The organism is Paraburkholderia franconis, assembly GCF_009362735.1.
In the GTDB taxonomy this organism is placed as follows: domain Bacteria; phylum Pseudomonadota; class Gammaproteobacteria; order Burkholderiales; family Burkholderiaceae; genus Paraburkholderia; species Paraburkholderia franconis.
Map to the genome: position 1 here is coordinate 39,853 of NZ_WHNP01000011.1, position 17,061 is coordinate 56,913.

At 64.8% G+C, this 17,061-nt stretch carries 18 protein-coding genes; 7 read left to right on the top strand and 11 right to left on the bottom strand.

What is annotated here, in order from left to right:
- The first annotated feature begins 129 nt into the window (after positions 1-129).
- Genes GCT13_RS14125 through GCT13_RS14135 form a run of 3 tightly spaced genes read left to right on the top strand, consistent with a single transcriptional unit; the run spans position 130 to position 2,824 of the window.
- A complete protein-coding gene (locus tag GCT13_RS14125) occupies positions 130-1,152 on the top strand; it encodes an ATP-grasp domain-containing protein (RefSeq protein ID WP_152758972.1) in 1,023 nt (340 codons plus the stop codon).
- A complete protein-coding gene (locus GCT13_RS14130) occupies positions 1,142-2,203 on the top strand; it encodes a hydantoinase/oxoprolinase family protein (RefSeq protein ID WP_152758974.1) in 1,062 nt (353 codons plus the stop codon). The genes GCT13_RS14125 and GCT13_RS14130 overlap by 11 nt, the downstream gene beginning before the upstream one ends.
- Positions 2,204-2,233: 30 nt before the next feature.
- A complete protein-coding gene (locus GCT13_RS14135; RefSeq protein WP_152758976.1) occupies positions 2,234-2,824 on the top strand; it encodes an amino acid kinase family protein in 591 nt (196 codons plus the stop codon).
- Here the strand turns inward: GCT13_RS14135 and GCT13_RS14140 are convergent.
- From GCT13_RS14140 to GCT13_RS14155, 4 genes are read right to left on the bottom strand one after another with little or no spacing between them, the layout of a single operon-like run.
- Entirely contained in the window at positions 2,806-3,576 is a 771-nt protein-coding gene (locus GCT13_RS14140) for a (5-formylfuran-3-yl)methyl phosphate synthase (protein ID WP_152758978.1), read from the bottom strand. The two genes, GCT13_RS14135 and GCT13_RS14140, sit on opposite strands and share 19 nt — an antisense overlap.
- A complete protein-coding gene (locus GCT13_RS14145; protein WP_152758980.1) occupies positions 3,573-4,166 on the bottom strand; it encodes a DUF447 domain-containing protein in 594 nt (197 codons plus the stop codon). The genes GCT13_RS14140 and GCT13_RS14145 overlap by 4 nt, the downstream gene beginning before the upstream one ends.
- Positions 4,167-4,168: 2 nt before the next feature.
- Positions 4,169-5,554: a DUF6513 domain-containing protein gene (locus GCT13_RS14150; protein ID WP_152758983.1), complete on the bottom strand. Its 1,386-nt coding sequence runs from the start codon at positions 5,552-5,554 to the stop codon at positions 4,169-4,171.
- A complete protein-coding gene (locus GCT13_RS14155; protein WP_152758985.1) occupies positions 5,554-6,162 on the bottom strand; it encodes a flavoprotein in 609 nt (202 codons plus the stop codon). The genes GCT13_RS14150 and GCT13_RS14155 overlap by 1 nt, the downstream gene beginning before the upstream one ends.
- Positions 6,163-6,359: 197 nt before the next feature.
- Here GCT13_RS14155 and GCT13_RS14160 point away from each other — a divergent pair, with 197 nt between their 5' ends.
- Positions 6,360-6,773, top strand: coding sequence for a dihydroneopterin aldolase (locus GCT13_RS14160; RefSeq protein ID WP_152758987.1), 414 nt, complete (start codon positions 6,360-6,362; stop codon positions 6,771-6,773).
- 82 nt (positions 6,774-6,855) lie between these two features.
- On the opposite strand, the gene GCT13_RS14165 is transcribed toward GCT13_RS14160, so the two are convergent.
- The 7 genes from GCT13_RS14165 to GCT13_RS14195 all read right to left on the bottom strand — a co-directional run bounded on the left by GCT13_RS14165 (position 6,856) and on the right by GCT13_RS14195 (position 14,042).
- On the bottom strand, positions 6,856-7,746 hold the full coding sequence (locus tag GCT13_RS14165) for a triphosphoribosyl-dephospho-CoA synthase (protein WP_152759275.1): 891 nt from the start codon (positions 7,744-7,746) through the stop codon (positions 6,856-6,858).
- Positions 7,746-8,699 carry an ATP-grasp domain-containing protein gene (locus GCT13_RS14170; RefSeq protein WP_152758990.1) on the bottom strand — a complete coding sequence of 318 codons (954 nt, stop codon included), beginning with the start codon at positions 8,697-8,699 and terminating at the stop codon, positions 7,746-7,748. Before GCT13_RS14170 ends, GCT13_RS14165 begins: the two co-directional genes overlap by 1 nt.
- Before the next feature lie 10 nt (positions 8,700-8,709).
- Positions 8,710-9,738 (bottom strand): methenyltetrahydromethanopterin cyclohydrolase, encoded by a 1,029-nt coding sequence (gene mch, locus GCT13_RS14175; protein WP_152758992.1) that lies wholly within the window; start codon positions 9,736-9,738, stop codon positions 8,710-8,712.
- Positions 9,713-10,903, bottom strand: a complete 1,191-nt coding sequence (locus tag GCT13_RS14180) for an ATP-grasp domain-containing protein (RefSeq protein ID WP_152758994.1) — start codon at positions 10,901-10,903, stop codon at positions 9,713-9,715. The genes mch and GCT13_RS14180 overlap by 26 nt, the downstream gene beginning before the upstream one ends.
- A 7-nt stretch (positions 10,904-10,910) precedes the next feature.
- Positions 10,911-11,831, bottom strand: coding sequence for an NAD(P)-dependent methylenetetrahydromethanopterin dehydrogenase (locus GCT13_RS14185; RefSeq protein ID WP_152758996.1), 921 nt, complete (start codon positions 11,829-11,831; stop codon positions 10,911-10,913).
- A gap of 23 nt (positions 11,832-11,854) precedes the next feature.
- Positions 11,855-12,877, bottom strand: a complete 1,023-nt coding sequence (locus tag GCT13_RS14190) for a beta-ribofuranosylaminobenzene 5'-phosphate synthase family protein (RefSeq protein WP_152758998.1) — start codon at positions 12,875-12,877, stop codon at positions 11,855-11,857.
- A gap of 193 nt (positions 12,878-13,070) precedes the next feature.
- The gene (locus GCT13_RS14195) at positions 13,071-14,042 is read right to left on the bottom strand and encodes a LysR substrate-binding domain-containing protein (protein WP_152759000.1); all 972 of its coding nucleotides are present in this window, start codon (positions 14,040-14,042) and stop codon (positions 13,071-13,073) included.
- 133 nt (positions 14,043-14,175) lie between these two features.
- Between GCT13_RS14195 and GCT13_RS14200 the strand changes: the two genes are divergently transcribed.
- Genes GCT13_RS14200 through gph form a run of 3 tightly spaced genes read left to right on the top strand, consistent with a single transcriptional unit; the run spans position 14,176 to position 17,043 of the window.
- Positions 14,176-15,342: a class 1 fructose-bisphosphatase gene (locus tag GCT13_RS14200; protein ID WP_152759002.1), complete on the top strand. Its 1,167-nt coding sequence runs from the start codon at positions 14,176-14,178 to the stop codon at positions 15,340-15,342.
- 14 nt (positions 15,343-15,356) lie between these two features.
- Entirely contained in the window at positions 15,357-16,229 is an 873-nt protein-coding gene (locus tag GCT13_RS14205; protein ID WP_152759004.1) for a phosphoribulokinase, read from the top strand.
- Between the two features lie 43 nt (positions 16,230-16,272).
- A complete protein-coding gene (gene gph / locus GCT13_RS14210) occupies positions 16,273-17,043 on the top strand; it encodes a phosphoglycolate phosphatase (RefSeq protein ID WP_152759006.1) in 771 nt (256 codons plus the stop codon).
- Positions 17,044-17,061 lie beyond the last annotated feature (18 nt).

The following is a 17,061-nucleotide window of genomic DNA, read 5'->3' on the forward strand; positions in this document are numbered from 1 at the left end:
CACGCGTCGTGTGATCGCGAAGGGCGAGATCGTCACGAGCGCCATTGAACGCACGCAGCGCGCCGCTCGGTGGCATGGAACATGAATGTGCGGAACGCGAAGCGCAATGACCTGCACGGGAAGCGAACGATGAAGAAGATCCTGTTGTACGAATATCTCAGCGGCAATGGTGACGCCGATCGTTACGCCGATCGTTACGCCGACCGATGCGTGTCAGCGGAACTGCGGATGCAGGGCAGTGCGATGCGCGATGCCGTTGCGCGCGATCTGGCGCGTTCCGGTCATGTCGCGCTGACCTGCGTTGCAGGCCATGATGAAGCACACGACGCGACGGACACGGCGCTCGCAATCGATTGGTGTCCCGCGCCGTTTGCGATACCACCATCGCGTTTTCTCGCAGCCGAAGCGCGCCGTCACGACGCCGTATGGGTAATCGCGCCCGAGACGGATGGTGTGTTGAGCACGCTGTGCGAGGCCGTCGAGCCTTCACGATGGATCGGCTGCGACGCGGCGACGTTACATATCGCGAGCAGCAAGCGACGCACGGCACGCTATCTTGCGCTGGCTGGCATCGCGACGCCGCGCGCGTGGTCGGTGGAGGCACCCCTCGAAGTCGCGTGCAACGCAAGCGCCTGGGTCGTCAAACCCGACGATGGCGCGGGTGCCGTCGATACGCTTCTCTTTCACGACTATCGGATGGCCGAATATGTATTCCTGCGCCGTGTCGCGGCGCGCGAGCATGTCACGCTCGAAGAGTGGATCAGCGGCGATGCGCTCAGTCTTTCGCTGCTTTGCACGCGCGGTCATGCCGAGCTTCTCGGCATCAACCGGCAACATATCGGCATATACGATGGACAGGTCGCCTACGAAGGACTGACGGCGAACGCCGTTTCGTTGTCGAGCGAAAAAGCGTCGGCGTTCAGGTCGCTCGCCGCGCGTGTGGCGCGCGCGCTGCCGGGGCTCGCGGGGTTCGTCGGCATCGATCTGGTGTGGCATCCGCAACGCGGGCCGGTCGTGATCGAAATCAATCCGCGCGTGACGTGCGCCTACCCGGCGCTTGCCGACCTCCTCGATACCAACATCGCCGCGAGCGTGGTCGCGGAACATTTCGGACTGGGCGATGACTTTAAACGGAGACGCTATGCCGCTTGACCTCGTGATCGGCTGGGACATCGGCGGCGCGCATGTGAAGGCGGCGCGTATCGAGGCGGGCCGCGTGCGCGAGGTGAGGCAATGGGTCTGTCCGCTCTGGCAAGGCGTCGCGAATCTGGACGCCGTATTCGACGCAGCGGCGCAACGCTGGCCCGATCACGGCGACGCCGAACATGCGGTGACAATGAGCGGCGAAATGGCGGACATTTTTGCCAACCGCGAGGCAGGTGTGGCAGCGCTGGCGCAGAGATTTGCGAGCCGTTTCGGTCAACGGGCGTCGTTCTACGCCGGGCGCTCGGGATGGCAGCCATACGACACCGTCGCGAACCATTGGGCCGATGTTGCGTCCGCGAACTGGCATGCGACGGCGGCATTGATCGCGGCGCGCGTGCCCGCCGCCGTGCTCGTCGACATCGGCAGCACCACCACGGATTTCATCGCGGTCCGCGACGGCGTGCTCGTCTCACGCGGGATGGACGACGCGGGGCGGCTCAGGTCCCGTGAACTCGTTTATCAGGGCGTCGTGCGCACGCCGTTGTGCGCGCTCTCGCAGCGCATCCGCTTTCGCGGCGAGCCGCACAACGTGATGAACGAGCTGTTCGCGACGACGGCCGATGTCTACCGGCTGACAGGTGAACTCGATCCGCTGCACGACCAGCATCTCGCCGCCGACGGCGCCGCGAAGGACCGCAGCGCGAGCTGCCAGCGTCTTGCACGGATGATCGGATGCGATGCGCGCGATGCGTCGATGGCGGATTGGGACAGCTTCGCCCGCGAATGGCGCAACGCGCAGCTTGCGCATCTGTCGACGAATCTCGCGCAAGTGCTCGGACGCGTCGGCCTCGCACATGACGTCGTGCTCGTATCGGCAGGCTGCGGCGCATTCCTCGCGGATGAACTGGCGACCCAGTTCGGGCGCGACGTGATTACGTTTGCGTCGCTCACGGAAACCGACGAGACGGCCGCCCGTTGGGCACAGGTCTGCGCGCCCGCCGTGGCTGTCGCGCTGCTGCGTGCGGACGAACGTTGCACTACCGACGCGGCCGTTTGAAATCTCAGCACTTGCGCACACGGAGCGCCTATGTGGGTGGTCAAGATTGGCGGCAGTCTGAGCCGCGATCCGTTGCTGGGAGAATGGCTCGCGCATCTGAGCGAGTTCGGCCGCGGACGGGTCGTGATCGTGCCGGGCGGTGGCGGATTTGCGGATCAGGCACGCGAGCATCAGGACATCTGGGGTTTCGACGACGTCGCCGCGCACAACATGGCCGTGCTGGGGATGGCGCAATACGCGGTGATGATGCAGGGCCTGTGCCGGCGTCTCGTGATCGCCGCGACCGACGCGCAGATTCGCGCCGCGTTGCACGCGGGCCGCGCCGCCGTGTGGGCGCCGCTCGATCTGCTGTTCCAGGAAGCCAACCGGCTGACCAGCTGGGACGTGACCTCCGACAGCCTCGCCGCATGGCTCGCGAACCGGCTGAATGCAGAGCGTCTGGTGATCGTGAAGTCGTGTGAGATCGAACCGGCGTGTTCGATCGACGAATACGCGGCGCTTGGCATCGTCGACCCGTCGTTTGCCGGCTTCACGCGCGACGCGTCATATCCCGTCGATATCGTCAACAGGAGCGACGCGTCGCGCGTACGCGACCGGCTGCTTCATGCAACCGCGGACTGAGCGGCGACTCCGAAGCCCGGATCGTTGGTGGCTGGATTTGTCGCGGGGTTTGCCATACGTGTCGACCCCGCGAGGAGCGCACGCAGATCGCGCACGCGTGCGGCATCGAGCCGGCCGGTGCGCGGGCCGTCGCACAGTGCCGTGCGGAAACCGGCGATGTCGGGACTCAGTGCGCGGATCAACGGCACATGCTTGCCGAGCAGCGCGCCCGCCAGCCCCGCCATCACATCGTGCACGCGCGCGATCTGCACCATGCCGTCGAGCACGGCAAGCGGCACGCATTGAAAGAGATTCCCGCGCTTCTTGCTGGCCGTATCGACCATCACCCCTGCAAAACGCAGTTCGCACGCGTGTTCGACCACCCGCAGATCGAGGCCATTGTCGACTAGCAGCACGGGCACCATGTTCCAGTGAAGGCCGCGCATATACGCGAGGGTTCGGCATGCGGTATCGAATGAAGCGCTATCGGCGGGAACGCCTGCCTTCACATAGTCGACGCCGCAACGTCCCGCCTGTGACGCGCGAAATTCCAGCGACGCGTCATCTCCAGGCAGCAGATCGCCAATGGCCGCGCTGATGGGCAGGTGTGGATATTCCGCGCGCAGCGACTGCACGAGATGCGCGATCCGGGGCGCGGAAACAGCGCCGAGCGCGCCCGCCGCCGGCTCTTTCAGATCGATCAGATCGGCGCCGGCCCTGGCGGCGTCGCGCGCTTCGTCGAGGTTGCGCACACTGGCGAGCATACGGATCATAAGGCCTCCTCGATTGAGACTTGAGCGGCCGCAGCCGATTTCGCGTAAAAGACGTTCACTGCCTCCATCAGCCATTGCCACGCCTGCTGTTCGCGCGGACCGGCCGTCTTGCCGATGGCGATGGAAAGGTAAGCAATTTCCGACTCGATCTTCTCGCGCGGCAACATCGCGAGCCGGCTGACCAGCACCGCCCCTTCGATCACAGCAGCCTGCGCGCGGTTGAAGCCGGTGAACGGCGCATCCGTGCAGATCGCGACGCATTGCATGACGAGCGTCGGGCGCTGCGGGTCGCCATTGATTGAGACGAGGCGCAGCTCGGCATATGCGAGCGTATCGTCGAGCCGCACGCACGGCACGTTGTCGACAGGGACTGTCGGCCACGCGCGGCGGCCTGTGACGCAGCCGGCGAACACGCGGACGTCTGTCGTGAAGTTGACGACGGCACAGCCCGTCAACACAACGTTGTCGTAGGTGGCCGACGGCAGAAACGGCATCAGGATGAACGTGTCGCCTTCACGGCGTACGCCCATCGGCGCGATGTGCGGCGTGCCGTCGGGCGTTACCGTCGTGACTACGGTTTCGTGGATCATCGTCAGGCTTCCTTTCTGCGAGTGGTGCCGGGCGCGCATTGCGTGAGCAGGTTGGTTGCGTCGCGCGGGGTTGCGCATCCCCATTCGAGTGGCTGATCCTGGCTATAGCGCTTTCCAAGCCGCCAGGCGAGTTCCGCGCGCGCGAGTTCGACACCCATGTAGAACGCGTGCGCGCCGTCCGCTTCGAGCCGCAGATGCGGCCAGAGCGCAAACGCATCGGTGGCGACATGATGGCCGTCGCGGTTGTACACGTGGATGCCTTCCGTCGACACCTGGACGCGAAAGTTCGGATCGCGGATCGCCGCTGCCGTCGCGGCGATCTCCTCGGGCGTATCGGTAAAGGGACGCTTCGCGTGCACCGTCATCAACTGATCGGTGAAGCCCTTGGGCAGCATCTGATGTTCGCGCGCCGCGCGCATCATGCGGCGCGCGACATCGGCTTCGCGAATCGCGCAACGCGCATGGCCGCTGACCTGGGTCGTGAGAATGCCCGCGATGTTCAGTTCGACGCCGATGCCAAGCAGCAACGCGTGCATGCCGCTGGTATCCGCTTCCGTGAGTTCCGTGACGTTGCCCGTGCCCATCAGGATCGGTGCATCGGGATAGCGCTCGCGCAGCCGTTGATAGCGCGTCAGCGACTTCAGCAGCCCGAAGGGCAGCGGATCGAGTATCGGGTCGGCGAGAATTGGCCGGCCATTTTGCAGCATCGTATCGATCGCGCGGAACAGCGATGCTTCGTCGCCGGGTTGGCGCGGAATCAGCACGGGCGTCGCATCGATTTCGTTGAGCACCCAAAGCGTGTCGGCCGTCAGGCTCAACAGATAGTCCGCTTCCGCGCGGCCGCCGCGCACCAGCTCCTTGACGTCCATCGAATCGACGCTGACCTTGAACCCTTGTGCCTTTAGCGCGCGGATGGAATCGGCCAGATGAGGAAACGGCGTAGCAGGCAGACAGCCGAGATCGATCACATCCGCGCCATCGGCGGCAAGCGCGGCCGCGCGTGCGCAGATCGCATCGACACTGAGATGCGGCGCATCGACGATCTCCGCGAAGATCGCGATATCGTGCTTCGACAGGTCCACCGGGCGGGCCTTACGGTCGAACCAGCCGGGCAGGTCCTTCAGTTCTTCTGGCCCGCGCTGGACAGGAACGCCATAGTGCGCGGACAGCGCATCGAGATCGCCACGGCATCGGCCGGGAACGATCATGCGGTCGGCCGCGAGTGGGGCTGCGACGCGGCGGCGGATCATGTCCGCCGTCATGAGCGCCGCGACCTGCAGGCCGATTTCGCGTATCTCCCAACTGAAAGGCGCGGGCGCGAGGCTGCGCAGCACGCGTTCGAGCGCGGGCTGGGCGAGGCGGCCGGTGAGAAAGACGATGTGTTCCATCATGCGCTCGCACAGCGCGTCGTGTGGTTCTCGGCAACGCGCGCGTCGAGCGCCGCGCGCAATTCGTCGAGCGAGCGCACGACACGGCAATGATCGATCTGCGTCAATCGCTCGACGTTATCGAGTTCGATATTGCGTGGCCGCAGTTCCACCCAGTTTAGCGGACTCTTCGTGACGACGACGGGCTCTGTGTCACAAGCGAACACGATGCCCGGGATGCCGAGCTTGCCAGCCTGCGCGAACATGTTGGTCGGCAACGTGTCGGCGATGCCGAACGCGCATTTGGCGACTGTGTTGCTGGTGGCGGGCGCGACGACGACCGTGTGATAGCGGCCCTCGTCGTACAGCATGCCGACGGGCACGGCACTCGCGCTGTTATCGCGGAACACGCGAAAGCGCGCCTTGAGTTGCGCGAGATCGAGCTTGTACAACGGCAGCACTTCTTCTGCCGCGCGCGACAGGAACAGATCGACGTGGGGCAACAGCGTGGCCGCGATGTCGAGCGATTCGACCAGCCCGTGTCCGGAGCCTGTGATCGTCCACGCAAAGCGAGCCGACGCGGGGGCATCATCGGTATCGGTATGGAGTATGTGGGTTGTCGTCGTCATCGTCGATCATGCAGCCAGGTTGTTCAGTTTGCGATACAGAATGCGACGCCCCTCGATCAGCCGACTGCCGGGCTACGGACCGTGTGCGCGATGCGCATGGGCTCGTGCGAGCGCATTCACACCGATCGCTTGCGACATTCATGCCTGGGCCGCTTCTTGCATGAGAGCGATCGACGAACCGACCATAAGGAACCCAGATGAACGTCATCGACAAAAACGTGCTCGAGCGGCCCCATCTCGCTGCGTCCGAGATGGACGTGATCTTTATCGAAGGCTTCGAGGGCAATACGGTCATAGGCATCGACTCGGACGAGCTGACCACTCGGCAGCCGGTGCGGCTCGATCTGTGGGCGGGCGTGCCGCACAGTCACGCGTGCGACACGGATCGCATCGGCGACACCATCGACTACAGCAAGGTGCACGCGGCGCTGGAGTCGCTGCTCGCGACGCACAAGCTGCAATTGCTGGAGGCGTTGGCGGAAACGATCGCGCAGATGCTGCTCGTCGACTTCGGCGCGCATTGGGTTCGCGTTTCGCTGGCGAAACCTCACAAGTTCGCCAACGTGAAGGCAGTGGGCGTGACGATCGAACGGACTGTGCGTTGGCCGTGAGCGTCAACGCGCGAGGGGGAGCAGCGCAACAGGCGCGCGCCGTTCAGCTTTCGATTGCGATATCGAGGCTGCCTGCGCGTGCTTAGTTTTGGAAGCAGCGCACGTGCAGCAACGACGGATCAAGACACGCGGCGGCGAACAGCGTCGCGACGGTGAGATCGGCGCTCGTGCCAGGATTGATGCCGTCGCGTTTCGGTGCCGTGTCCCATGCTGCGAGTTCGATGGGATCGAGCGTTGCCCGAGTGTGCCACGCGCGGGCATCCCGAGTAACCTTGCGGGCCAGCGCGATACCGTGCTTTCGCGCGATATGCGAGTCGGGCCAGTGCGACAGAAAGCCGAGCCAGGTTCTGAGCACCGCTCGCAAGAGACGCGGCTCATCGACGGGACCATAGCCCAATGCCGTGTGCAACCGGCTGAGCCCATATCCGAGCACATCGACGAACCCGCTCGCGTATTGACGCGCGATGCTGTCGCGGTCCCTTGCCAGTGACATCGCGCACAGCAGATCGACGGTCGGCGCCGTGCCGACACTCTGGCTCGGTGCTTCTCCTAGCCCGCCCGGATTGGCGAGCGCGATCGCGCGATAGGCGGCGCTTGCATCGGCAAGATCCAGACGCGATAACGTCGTGCGCACTGCAACGTGCGCGTCGTGTGCCGTGGGTGTGAAGTGCATGCAGAGCAGGTTCTCGAACGCGTGCGCGAGGGGCGCGCACAGCAGCACGATACCCAGATTCGTATTGCACCCGGCCGCCGTCATCGACATGCTCACCGCGCGTTCGATGCGCTCGCCCACGGGCGCGCCTCGCGCTGCTATGGCATCGCGCGACGCCTTTGCGCTGGCGATGAAATGACGGGCAGTCATCCCGTGGCCTGGCGTCTGGATGCTGACATTGCCGGGCTTCGCGCAGAGGACATCGAGTGAGCATGCCCACACGAAGGCGTCAGCGATCGTATCGATGCGCGTGTCGGGCATCATGCGACTTCCTTGATGTTGCCTGTGCCTTGCACAAGCGCCATCCGCCGGTTCAGCAGATCGTCGACGATGCGGCCGGCGATATCGAACGGCGTCACCGACTGCAGCCCGCGCCATGCAGCCACACCGTTGACTTCGATGACGGTCGCGCCGAATGGATTGTCGTCGCATGGAATGAGATCGACGCCCGCATAGTCGAGTCCGAGCGCGGCGCTCGCGCGTTCGGCGAGCGTGGCGAGCGGTTCGCTGAGCGCTGCCGCTTCGCAACGTCCGCCTTGCGCGACGTTATGCACCCAATGTTCGCTGATCCGGCGCATCGCCGTCACGGCCTTGCCGCCGATCACCATCACGCGCCAGTCATAGCCGGGCTCGCTGACGGGCCTGACGAAACGCTGCAGATACGCAAGCTGCCCATACGCTTTCAACGCAGGGAGCGGTTCACAACCTTCGCTGCTTGCGGCGACTCGCGCAATGCCTTTTCCTTGCGAGCCGAATAGCGGCTTCATCACCACGTCGTGGCCTTTCGCGCATTCTCGCATCAGCACGCGTTGCGCGAACGGCGCGGATTCGCTGACCCAGGTTGGCGGCGTCGGAATGCCCGCGCGATGCAGCAAAAACGTGGTCATCGACTTGTCGACGCTGCGTTCGATCGCGCGCGCGTCGTTGTAGACGGGCACGCCGAGTTCCCGAAGCGCGTGCAGGATGCCCAGCCGCACGGTGACCTGCTCGAAAGTGCCGCCCGCGATGCCGCGCACGATGACGGCATCGGGCAGTCCACGTCCATAGCCGGGTATCGCGAGGCCGTGCGGCCCGTGCGTGGTGTCGAAGCGGCAGTCGGCCAGATCGACGCAGCGGCCAAGCGCGCCACGCTCGCGCAACGCACGCTTGAGGCGCGACGTATGCCAGCCGGTTTCATCCGTCATGATCGCCACGGCGAGCGGGGTGTCTGTCATTTCAAACCTTTCAGACTTCATCGAGCCACAGCGGACGCAGAAGATCGAAACGCGTAGCGCCCGCGTGGAACGTCCGGCCCGTGGTGAGATTGCTCACCCATACTTCGGCGGGCGCAAAGAGCGCGGGATCGATCTTGTAGAAGTCGTATTCGTATTCCTTGAATACATCCGCGAACGGGCGGCCAAAGTCTTTCGATGCCGACGAGGCCAGGCGTCGCGCGAGATCTCGCGCGGCGTCGTCGCTGCCCGTCACGGTGAGATGGACACGGCCGCCGTACAGGATCGCGTCATTGGTGCGGCCCATCGCGTCGACGGGGTCTTGCGCGGGCGGCGGCAGCGGCGCGCTCGCGCAGCCCTCGCGAATGCCGTCGAGCGCGAAGCCGAGTTCGTGCGCCGTGTGCAGCGCCACTTCCAGCGCACGCGCCACCACTTGCGTCGTGCCCGCGCGGCTCGCGGTCGGCGTAAGGATCAACGTGAGATCGCGCGGCTGCAACTTGCAGTCGCGCAAGATCTTGTCGATGACGACGGCGGGCGGCGTGCGGTCCACTTCGAGCACGAGGCAGCCCGTGGCCACGACGTCGCGGTAATCCAGTTCGTCGAAAAGCGGTTCCTTGCAGGCGAGCGCGCGCGCCGGTCCCGAGCCGAGCGCGAAGAACTTCTTGCCGCCCGTTTCTTCCTTGCTCGCCGCGAGACTCCAGCCCGCGTATTGCGACGCGAGGCAGGCGAGGACAGGTTGCGCACTGGCGATCTCGACGAACGTGGGCCATTCGTCTGCCGCGTTGCGCGACGCGGCGGCACGCAACGCGACGCGGCCAAGACCGCCCATGCAGATCTCGCCGATCGCGATGCCCGCGGCGACGCTGCCCGATGCATCGATGCCTGCATCGACGATCGTCACGCCGCGTTCGTCGCGCCGGACCTCGATGCCCAGTTCCGCCTGCCGTTCGAGCAGACTGGCGATCAATGGCCGCACGAGCGTATTGACGCTCAGAAATGACGGAGTTGGCGCTACTTCAGCGAGGGAGGAGGAGGTCTGCATGGCCCGGCTTCCTGATGGTGTCGATGGATGTGATAGTCGCCGCGCGCGCGGCGAGTTCCGCGCGCAGCGTCGCCACTGATGTCCCGCGCACGCAGACGGCCGACACGCTGCACAACGGCGCGCCCTCGGCGATAAGGCTGCCCGTCACTGGAATGTCGTGGCACCAGCCGAAATTCAACGCGCGTTGGACGAACTCGGGAGATATCTTGCGATCGCGGTCTGCGAAGACGATCTGCTCGCCGCACAATGCGGCTGTCTGGGCAAACGCATGCGATGCAACGGCATCGAGCGACGCGCCTGCGCATAGACGCGTATGCAGCGCGAGCAGCGAAGGGCCGGAATCGCGCTCGTAGAGCGACATCGTCGCCGATGGCCTCGCATTGACTTCGAGCACGAAGCAGCGCTCGCCGTCGACGATGAAGTCGAGGCTGTTGAGTCCTTTGAGTCCCGTGCGTGACACGATTGCATTCACGGCGGATGTGATCTGCTGGCGCAACGAAGCTGACATATCGACAGGGCCGATCGCACCGCCATAGACGAACGGATGCTTGCCATGCGAGATGATCAGTTGTTCGTTGAAGCCGATGATCGCGGCGCCGCGCCCATCGCCGATGAAAAGAGCCGACATCGAACGGCCTGCGTGATAGCGCTGGAAATACCGGCTGCCGTTCGCTGTGTCGGCGCAGGCGGTATGGCGAATATGCATGCCGCCCGTGCCGTTGGCATCCTTTTCGAGCCACCCATCGGTGTCGGCGGGTGGCTGCCGTTGCGTCTCTGGATGGAGGATGCCCGCGTCGTCGAGCAATGCAAAAAAGCGCGCAGGGTCGCGCACGGCGTCATACGTGTCACGCATGTTGCCGATAAGTGCAAGCGGTGCAAGCGCGTTGCGGGTGTCGGCGAACAGCTCGCGATGCGCTTCGAAACCACTGCCTGCAATCCAGCCGATCACATTCGAGGTTCGGCTCGCCGCGTCGAGTGCTTCCCGCATACGTTGCGGACAGATGGACAGCGACGCCGGGTCGCCGATCGGGTACCACGTGCCTGACGCGCGCCGCGTGTCGGTGTCGCCGAACAGGTCGAGCACGATCACGCGCCAGCCGGCGCGTCGAGCCGATTCGGCCATCATGCGGCCGGAGAGCGCGGCGACAACGACGGCGGGTGTCATGTCGACATCAAGCCGCAGCGAGCGACGAACGTTCGGTGACGACGCGCCGGGCCATCTCGAGCGCATCCTCGAAGCCCAGAAAGACCTTTTGCTTCGACGCGAGCATCTGCATGAAAAGCCGCTGCTGCACTTCATATTTGACGTTGCCGATCGCGAGCGCGCCGATGCCGAGCGCGCCGTGCTGACCGATGCGCTTGCCGTTGTCCATCACGCCGACGCCCGCGATGCCTGCGGGCGGCACCGCGTTGACATCCGCGGCGACGAGCAGGCGCGCCGCGCGGTTCACTTGCTGCGCGCTCATCACTTCGACACCGGCAGCGGCCGTCGCGAAGACGACGTCGACCGACTTCAAGGTCGAATCGAGCGCGTCCGCCGTGCTCGCATCGGCGCCTTCGAGTGCGGCGCCGAAATGCGCCCCGGCGCGCTCACATGCGTCGCGCGCGGCAGCGAGCCCACGGCTGCTCGCCAGCGACACGCGCGCGCCGGCCCGTACAGCGAGCACGCCCGCAATCAGGCCGACGGGACCCGTTCCGCCGAAGACGAGAACGTGCTTGCCGTCGAGGCCGGTATCGAAGGCGCTGCGCAGTTGCCATTCGACGCTCGCGACGAGTGCGGCTGCCGTCGTGAACGATCCGCTGGGGTCGGCAAATACGGAGATTTCGAACGGCGGCACCATCGCTTCGCGAGACAGGCGCAGCATGTCCGTCGCGAGCATCACGTCGCGTCCGCCGATAAAGATGCCCGTGTGCGCGACACCCTTGGGGCCACGCGAGAAAATCGCGTCCTGGGTGAGCGGGCCGATCAACTTCACATCGACATCGGTGTACGGGACGACGACCTGGTATCCGGCATCGACGGCCATGTTCACGTCGAATGGGCTCATCTGCCGTCCCGGCGTGAACATGTGGAGAATGTGTTGGCGTTCCATGTTTCCTCGGCAAACAGGATGGATCAATCCTGGGCGGACGCCCAGCTGACGGTGGCGCCCGAGTTGAGTCCTCTGACTATCTCGACTCGCAGCCCGGCCCCAATCGCTTTCGCGTCACGCGCGGAGCGCAACGCGTGTTCTGCTTCTTCCTGCGATTCCATGATCGCGAAGCCCGTCGGTCCCCACGAACTCTGACCGACGCCCGCGCAATAGCGCGCGCTGATCCAGTCGAGTACGCGCCCGACATCGGGGCTCGTGTAGATGCCGCCTTGCGACTTCGCGAAGTAGCGGCCGATGCCGTCCTGCAGCGCGCTCACGCCCTGCGCGAATGGCGCGAACTCATGTTCGGCGACGGCGGGCAGAATCTGCATCAGGGTGAGGTGACACGCGTGCGCAGCGAGCGCCTGCGGAAACGGCGGCAACGCGGCGAGCGCCTCGCGTTCCGCCGGCCCTGAGAGCCCCGTGTGTGAATCGTCGAACACGAGCATCACGCGCCACGCGGATGGGAAGTCGAAGCGGGACAGCACAGGCGGCAAGACACCCGGCCCGCGTGGACCCCCATCGACGATCAGTCCTCCGCGTTCGAACCCGGCAATACCCACACCCGAACGCGCGCCGCGCGCAAGTGCTGGTGCGAGCTGCGCTGCACTCATGTCGAGACCATGCAGGCGGGCGAACGCATGGCCGACGGTGAGCGCCAGTTGCGTGCCGGAACCGAGGCCGGCGTGAGCCGGCAACGTGCGCCGCAATCGCACATCGACGGGTGCATCGATGCCCGTCAGATTGCGCAGCGTTTCGATGTGGGCTCGAACACGCGGCAACTCATCGTGCGCAGTAGGCACTGCCGTGTAGTGATCCTCATCGTCCGATGAAAGGCGCGCGTCGAGTGTAGTGCTGATGCCGTCGATCACGAGCCCGAGACTGCCGAAGCGCCGGCCGAGCGACGCGCCCGGATCGAGGAATCCCAGATGCAACCGTCCGGGAGCATTCACGGTGACGATGCTGGTGTGCTTCGCCGTCGATTCAGCGATGCCATCTCGGCTCATATGCGCGTTCCCCAATCCCATGACGGGTAATCGTTGTCGGGGACCTGAAACGCAAGCGTCATGCCATACGTGACGCACGCAACGATGAGCGCCTGCAAGACCGTGTGCGCACGCAGTGTGCGCTTCTAGAAGAACATCCGTCGCGAAGGGAAGTGTGCAGTCGAACCTTGTGCAGAATCGGTGACATTCTGCTTCATGTCTGCACGAACGGACTCGCAGCGTGGGCGGGCGGCGTGAGCTCCGCGAACTGGCCTTCGAGCCATGCGCCCGTTTTCTCGATCAGAAATCGCCGGAAGGCCGAGCAGGTCGGCGACAGCTGCTTGGCGTTCATGTGGACGACGTGCCAGACGCGATCGATGGGCGTGCCGTTCACGCGCAGAACCGACACCTCGCGCGCCAGCAGTTCGAGCCGCAGCGTGTGCAGCGGCAGCACGCTCACGCCCATGCCCGCCATCACTGCCTGCTTGACGGTCTCGTGGCTGTCGAGTGCCAGCGTGCGGGCCGGTGTGAAGAGATGATGCTGGAACATCTCGGTCGCGACGACGGCCGTGTCGGAGCCATGGTCGCGCATCAGAAACGTGTCATGGCGCAATTCGTGCAAGTCGAAGCACGCTGCATCGACGAACGGATGGGTCACGCTCGCGGCAATCACGTGTGGGTTGTACGCGAGCGGTTCGCAGTGCGCGTCGAAGTCGACGGGCGGTCGTCCCATCACGGCGAGATCGATTGCGTTGTCCTGCAACTGACGCAGCAGCACATCGCGTTTGCCGATCAGGAAGCGGATATCGACTTTCGGATGGCGCTCCGCATAGCGCGCGATCTGGCGAGGGACGAAGTATCGCGCCGAACTGACGAGACCGATGGAGAGGGTGCCGCTATCGGCCGACGAAAGCGAGCGCATCGCATCTTCGGCGTCCCTGATGTCGCCCAGAATCCGCTTCGCGTGATGTGACAGCGTCGCGCCCGCCTCGGTGAGCGTGATCCGCCGTCCGATGCGGTCGAAAAGCGGCAACCCGATCGCCTCTTCGAGCTGCTTGATCTGCATGGAGACGGCGGGCTGTGTCAGGTGCAGATCGTCGGCGGCGCGGGCGAAGCTCTCGTATTGAGAAGCCGCCGAGAAGATTTGCAGCTGGCGCAGCGTGAGGTTGCGAAGCAGGTTGAGCATGATCGGCACTCCATCCAGCGACAGATAAGCGTCGCTTAAACCGCAAATAAAAATATCTGAATTTCTCTCGGGAGATGGCTGGCTTACTGTGATTGCCAGCCGTCATCGCAAGCAACGGACGATCGAGGTCACGATGAATGCACGAATTGAACCAGGCGAACAGGCGCTCCCGGTCGGCGTCGCGAACGACCACTGCGGCGACGATCAGGCAGCCGCTGGGAGCGCTGTGCAACCGACGCTGTCGAGTTTCCTCGCCGCGCATCTGGCTCCTCGCCGCTCGCAGGCGCCAGGGGTCGTGCACGCCGCGGACGCTGCCGGTCTTTGCGCCGTGATCGACGAAATCGCGCAGGCGGTGAAGATCATCGCTGCCCGCATCTCGCAGGGTGCGATCGCCGGACAGCAGGACGTCCGTGCAGTACACGCGCGTTCGAATCACACGGCGCTCGATGCCGCTGCACATGACGTGCTGGCCGTGACATGTGAACGCAGTGCAGAGATCGCGGGCATGGTCTCACCTGGTGTCGAATCCGCGCGCGCGAGGTCGGCGGGCCGCTATGTCCTCTTTGCCGACCTGCTCGACGGCGCAGCGAATGCAGAGTCGAACGACGCGCTCGGCACCGTTTTCTCGCTTCGGCATGCGGGTGCCGCAAGCGCCGCCGGCGAATGCGTGATCACGGACACGAAGCAGCTTGCCGCTGGCTACGCGCTTTACGGACCGGCGACGATTCTTATGATCACCATCGGGCGCGGCACGCACGGTTTCACCCTCTGCCGCGAGCGCGGCGAGTTCGTGCTGACGCACCACGCGCTGCGCATTCCCGATCAGGGCGCCGTACTTACTATCAATGGCGGCAATGAACGCTTCTGGGAGCCGCCCGTGCAGCGTTACGTGCGCGAATGCCGCGACGGCAGCGCGGGCGTGCGTCAGCGCGACTTCGACACGCGCTGGACCGCATCGCTCGCGGCCGATACGCATCGCACGCTGATGCGCGGCGGCTTGTGTCTTTTCCCGCGCGAGAGCCGTCGCACGCCACGCGCCGCGCGTGTGCCTCTGCTGTACCAGGCGCAGTCGCTTGCATGGCTCGTCGAGCAGGCGGGGGGACTCGCCAGCACGGGGCGTGCGCGCATTCTCGACGTGCAGGGCGATATGCAGGCGAGTACGCCGATGTTTATCGGCACGCAGCGCGAGGTCGAGCGCATCGAACGCTACCACCGCGAGCACGAGCGTGGCGAGGATGCGCCGTTCACGTCACCGCTCTTCAACGAGCGCTCGCTCTTTCGTCCTGAAGCGCGCGTATAGGCGGGAGTGACACCATGTCGATCAGACATCCGATTGTTGCGGTCACGGGTTCGAGTGGAGCAGGGACGACGACCGTGATGAACAGCTTTCAGCACATCTTCCGCCGCGAAAAGCTCAATGCGCAGATCGTCGAAGGAGACGCGTTTCATCGCTTCGACCGCGCAGGAATGCGCGCCGCGCTGAAGGAGGCAGAAGAGAGCCGCCGTCAGTTCAGCCACTTCGGCCCGGAAGCAAACCTGCTGGAGGAACTCGCGGCGCTGTTCAGCGAATATGCGGCGACTGGCCGAGGGCGCGTGCGCAAATACCTTCACGATGAAGCGCAAGCCGCTGAGTTCGGACAAGAGCCGGGCACGTTCTCGCCGTGGGAGGACATCGAGCCGCCCACGGATCTGCTCTTTTACGAGGGGTTGCACGGCGGCTTCGTCGGACGCGGCATCGATGTGGCGCAACACGCTGACCTGCTGGTGGGCGTCGTACCCATCATCAACCTCGAGTGGATTCAGAAGCTGCATCGCGACAAGACGCTGCGTGGCTATTCGCAGGAAGCCGTGATGGACACGATCCTGCGCCGGATGCCCGACTACGCTCACCATATCTGTCCGCAGTTCAGCCGCACGCATGTGAACTTCCAGCGCGTGCCGACCGTGGATACCTCGAATCCTTTCACCGCACGCGATATTCCGAGCGCCGACGAGAGCTTTGTGGTGATCCGCTTCGCCAACCCGAAGGGCATCGACTTTCCCTATCTGCTCACGATGTTGCACGACTCGTTCATGAGCCGGCCGAACGTCATCGTCGTGCCCGGCGGCAAGATGGGACTCGCGATGCAATTGATCTTCACACCCATGATCCTGCAGATGATCGACCGCCAGAAACGGGCGGCCTGAACCGTCTGCCGGACCATTCCAACCGTCAACAGGAGACACAGACATGCAAGTCATGCCGCGCAATCTGCCGATCGATGCCGTGCTGTTCGATCTCGATGGCACGCTGTTGCATACGTCGCCGGATATCGGCAATGCGCTCAACCGCGCGCTGGCCGAGAACGGCTTTCCTTTGCTCGCGCCAGGCGTTGCGCAGACGTTGATCGGCGGCGGCTCGGAGATTCTCGTCGATCGCGCGCTGACGCTGCTGGGTGTCGAGGCCCGTCCCGCGACCCTCGATCTCGTGCTGCGCCGTTACGAGACGTGCTACCACCAGATCTGCCGCGACGGGGACCAGCTGACGCGGCTCTATCCCGGCGCCGAGGCGACGCTCGACAGTCTGCGCGAGATGGGACTCAAGCTCGGCGTGGTCACCAACAAGGAGTCGCGTTTCGTCGATCCGCTGATGTGGCGCTTCGGCTTGCAGACGTGGTTCGACATGGTCGTCGACGGGGACACGCGCTTGCCGCGCAAGCCCGATCCCGAGCCGCTACTGCATGCCTGCGAAGCGCTGGGCGTCAACCCGGCGCATACGCTTTTCGTCGGCGATTCCGCGACGGATGCATTGGCCGCGCAGGCGGCGGGCATGCCGATGGTGTGCGTGAGCTATGGCTACAGCAGCGACCATCCCGTGTCCGAACTGCCGTGCCTCCGCGTGATAGACAGCATCAGCGAGTTGACGGAACTGATCGGCGGACCGTCGCGCAAATGGCGTCGCGCAACGCGTATCGATCACGGCATCGCAGCGCAGGAGATGCAGGCAAGCCAGCCGAACTGAGCGCAGCGCGTCATGAAA

Excerpts from the sequence above, each read along its gene's own strand:
- GCT13_RS14185 (WP_152758996.1), bottom strand. The coding sequence starts at position 11,831 with ATGGAACGCCAACACATTCTCCACATGTTCACGCCGGGACGGCAGATG.
- GCT13_RS14170 (WP_152758990.1), bottom strand. The coding sequence starts at position 8,699 with ATGACAGACACCCCGCTCGCCGTGGCGATCATGACGGATGAAACCGGC.
- GCT13_RS14190 (WP_152758998.1), bottom strand. The coding sequence starts at position 12,877 with ATGAGCCGAGATGGCATCGCTGAATCGACGGCGAAGCACACCAGCATC.
- GCT13_RS14150 (WP_152758983.1), bottom strand. The coding sequence starts at position 5,554 with ATGGAACACATCGTCTTTCTCACCGGCCGCCTCGCCCAGCCCGCGCTC.
- GCT13_RS14165 (WP_152759275.1), bottom strand. The coding sequence starts at position 7,746 with ATGCCCGACACGCGCATCGATACGATCGCTGACGCCTTCGTGTGGGCA.
- GCT13_RS14145 (WP_152758980.1), bottom strand. The coding sequence starts at position 4,166 with ATGATCCACGAAACCGTAGTCACGACGGTAACGCCCGACGGCACGCCG.
- GCT13_RS14130 (WP_152758974.1), top strand. The coding sequence starts at position 1,142 with ATGCCGCTTGACCTCGTGATCGGCTGGGACATCGGCGGCGCGCATGTG.
- GCT13_RS14140 (WP_152758978.1), bottom strand. The coding sequence starts at position 3,576 with ATGATCCGTATGCTCGCCAGTGTGCGCAACCTCGACGAAGCGCGCGAC.
- GCT13_RS14135 (WP_152758976.1), top strand. The coding sequence starts at position 2,234 with ATGTGGGTGGTCAAGATTGGCGGCAGTCTGAGCCGCGATCCGTTGCTG.
- GCT13_RS14195 (WP_152759000.1), bottom strand. The coding sequence starts at position 14,042 with ATGCTCAACCTGCTTCGCAACCTCACGCTGCGCCAGCTGCAAATCTTC.
- GCT13_RS14160 (WP_152758987.1), top strand. The coding sequence starts at position 6,360 with ATGAACGTCATCGACAAAAACGTGCTCGAGCGGCCCCATCTCGCTGCG.
- GCT13_RS14155 (WP_152758985.1), bottom strand. The coding sequence starts at position 6,162 with ATGACGACGACAACCCACATACTCCATACCGATACCGATGATGCCCCC.
- gph (WP_152759006.1), top strand. The coding sequence starts at position 16,273 with ATGCAAGTCATGCCGCGCAATCTGCCGATCGATGCCGTGCTGTTCGAT.
- mch (WP_152758992.1), bottom strand. The coding sequence starts at position 9,738 with ATGCAGACCTCCTCCTCCCTCGCTGAAGTAGCGCCAACTCCGTCATTT.
- GCT13_RS14125 (WP_152758972.1), top strand. The coding sequence starts at position 130 with ATGAAGAAGATCCTGTTGTACGAATATCTCAGCGGCAATGGTGACGCC.
- GCT13_RS14200 (WP_152759002.1), top strand. The coding sequence starts at position 14,176 with ATGAATGCACGAATTGAACCAGGCGAACAGGCGCTCCCGGTCGGCGTC.
- GCT13_RS14180 (WP_152758994.1), bottom strand. The coding sequence starts at position 10,903 with ATGACACCCGCCGTCGTTGTCGCCGCGCTCTCCGGCCGCATGATGGCC.
- GCT13_RS14205 (WP_152759004.1), top strand. The coding sequence starts at position 15,357 with ATGTCGATCAGACATCCGATTGTTGCGGTCACGGGTTCGAGTGGAGCA.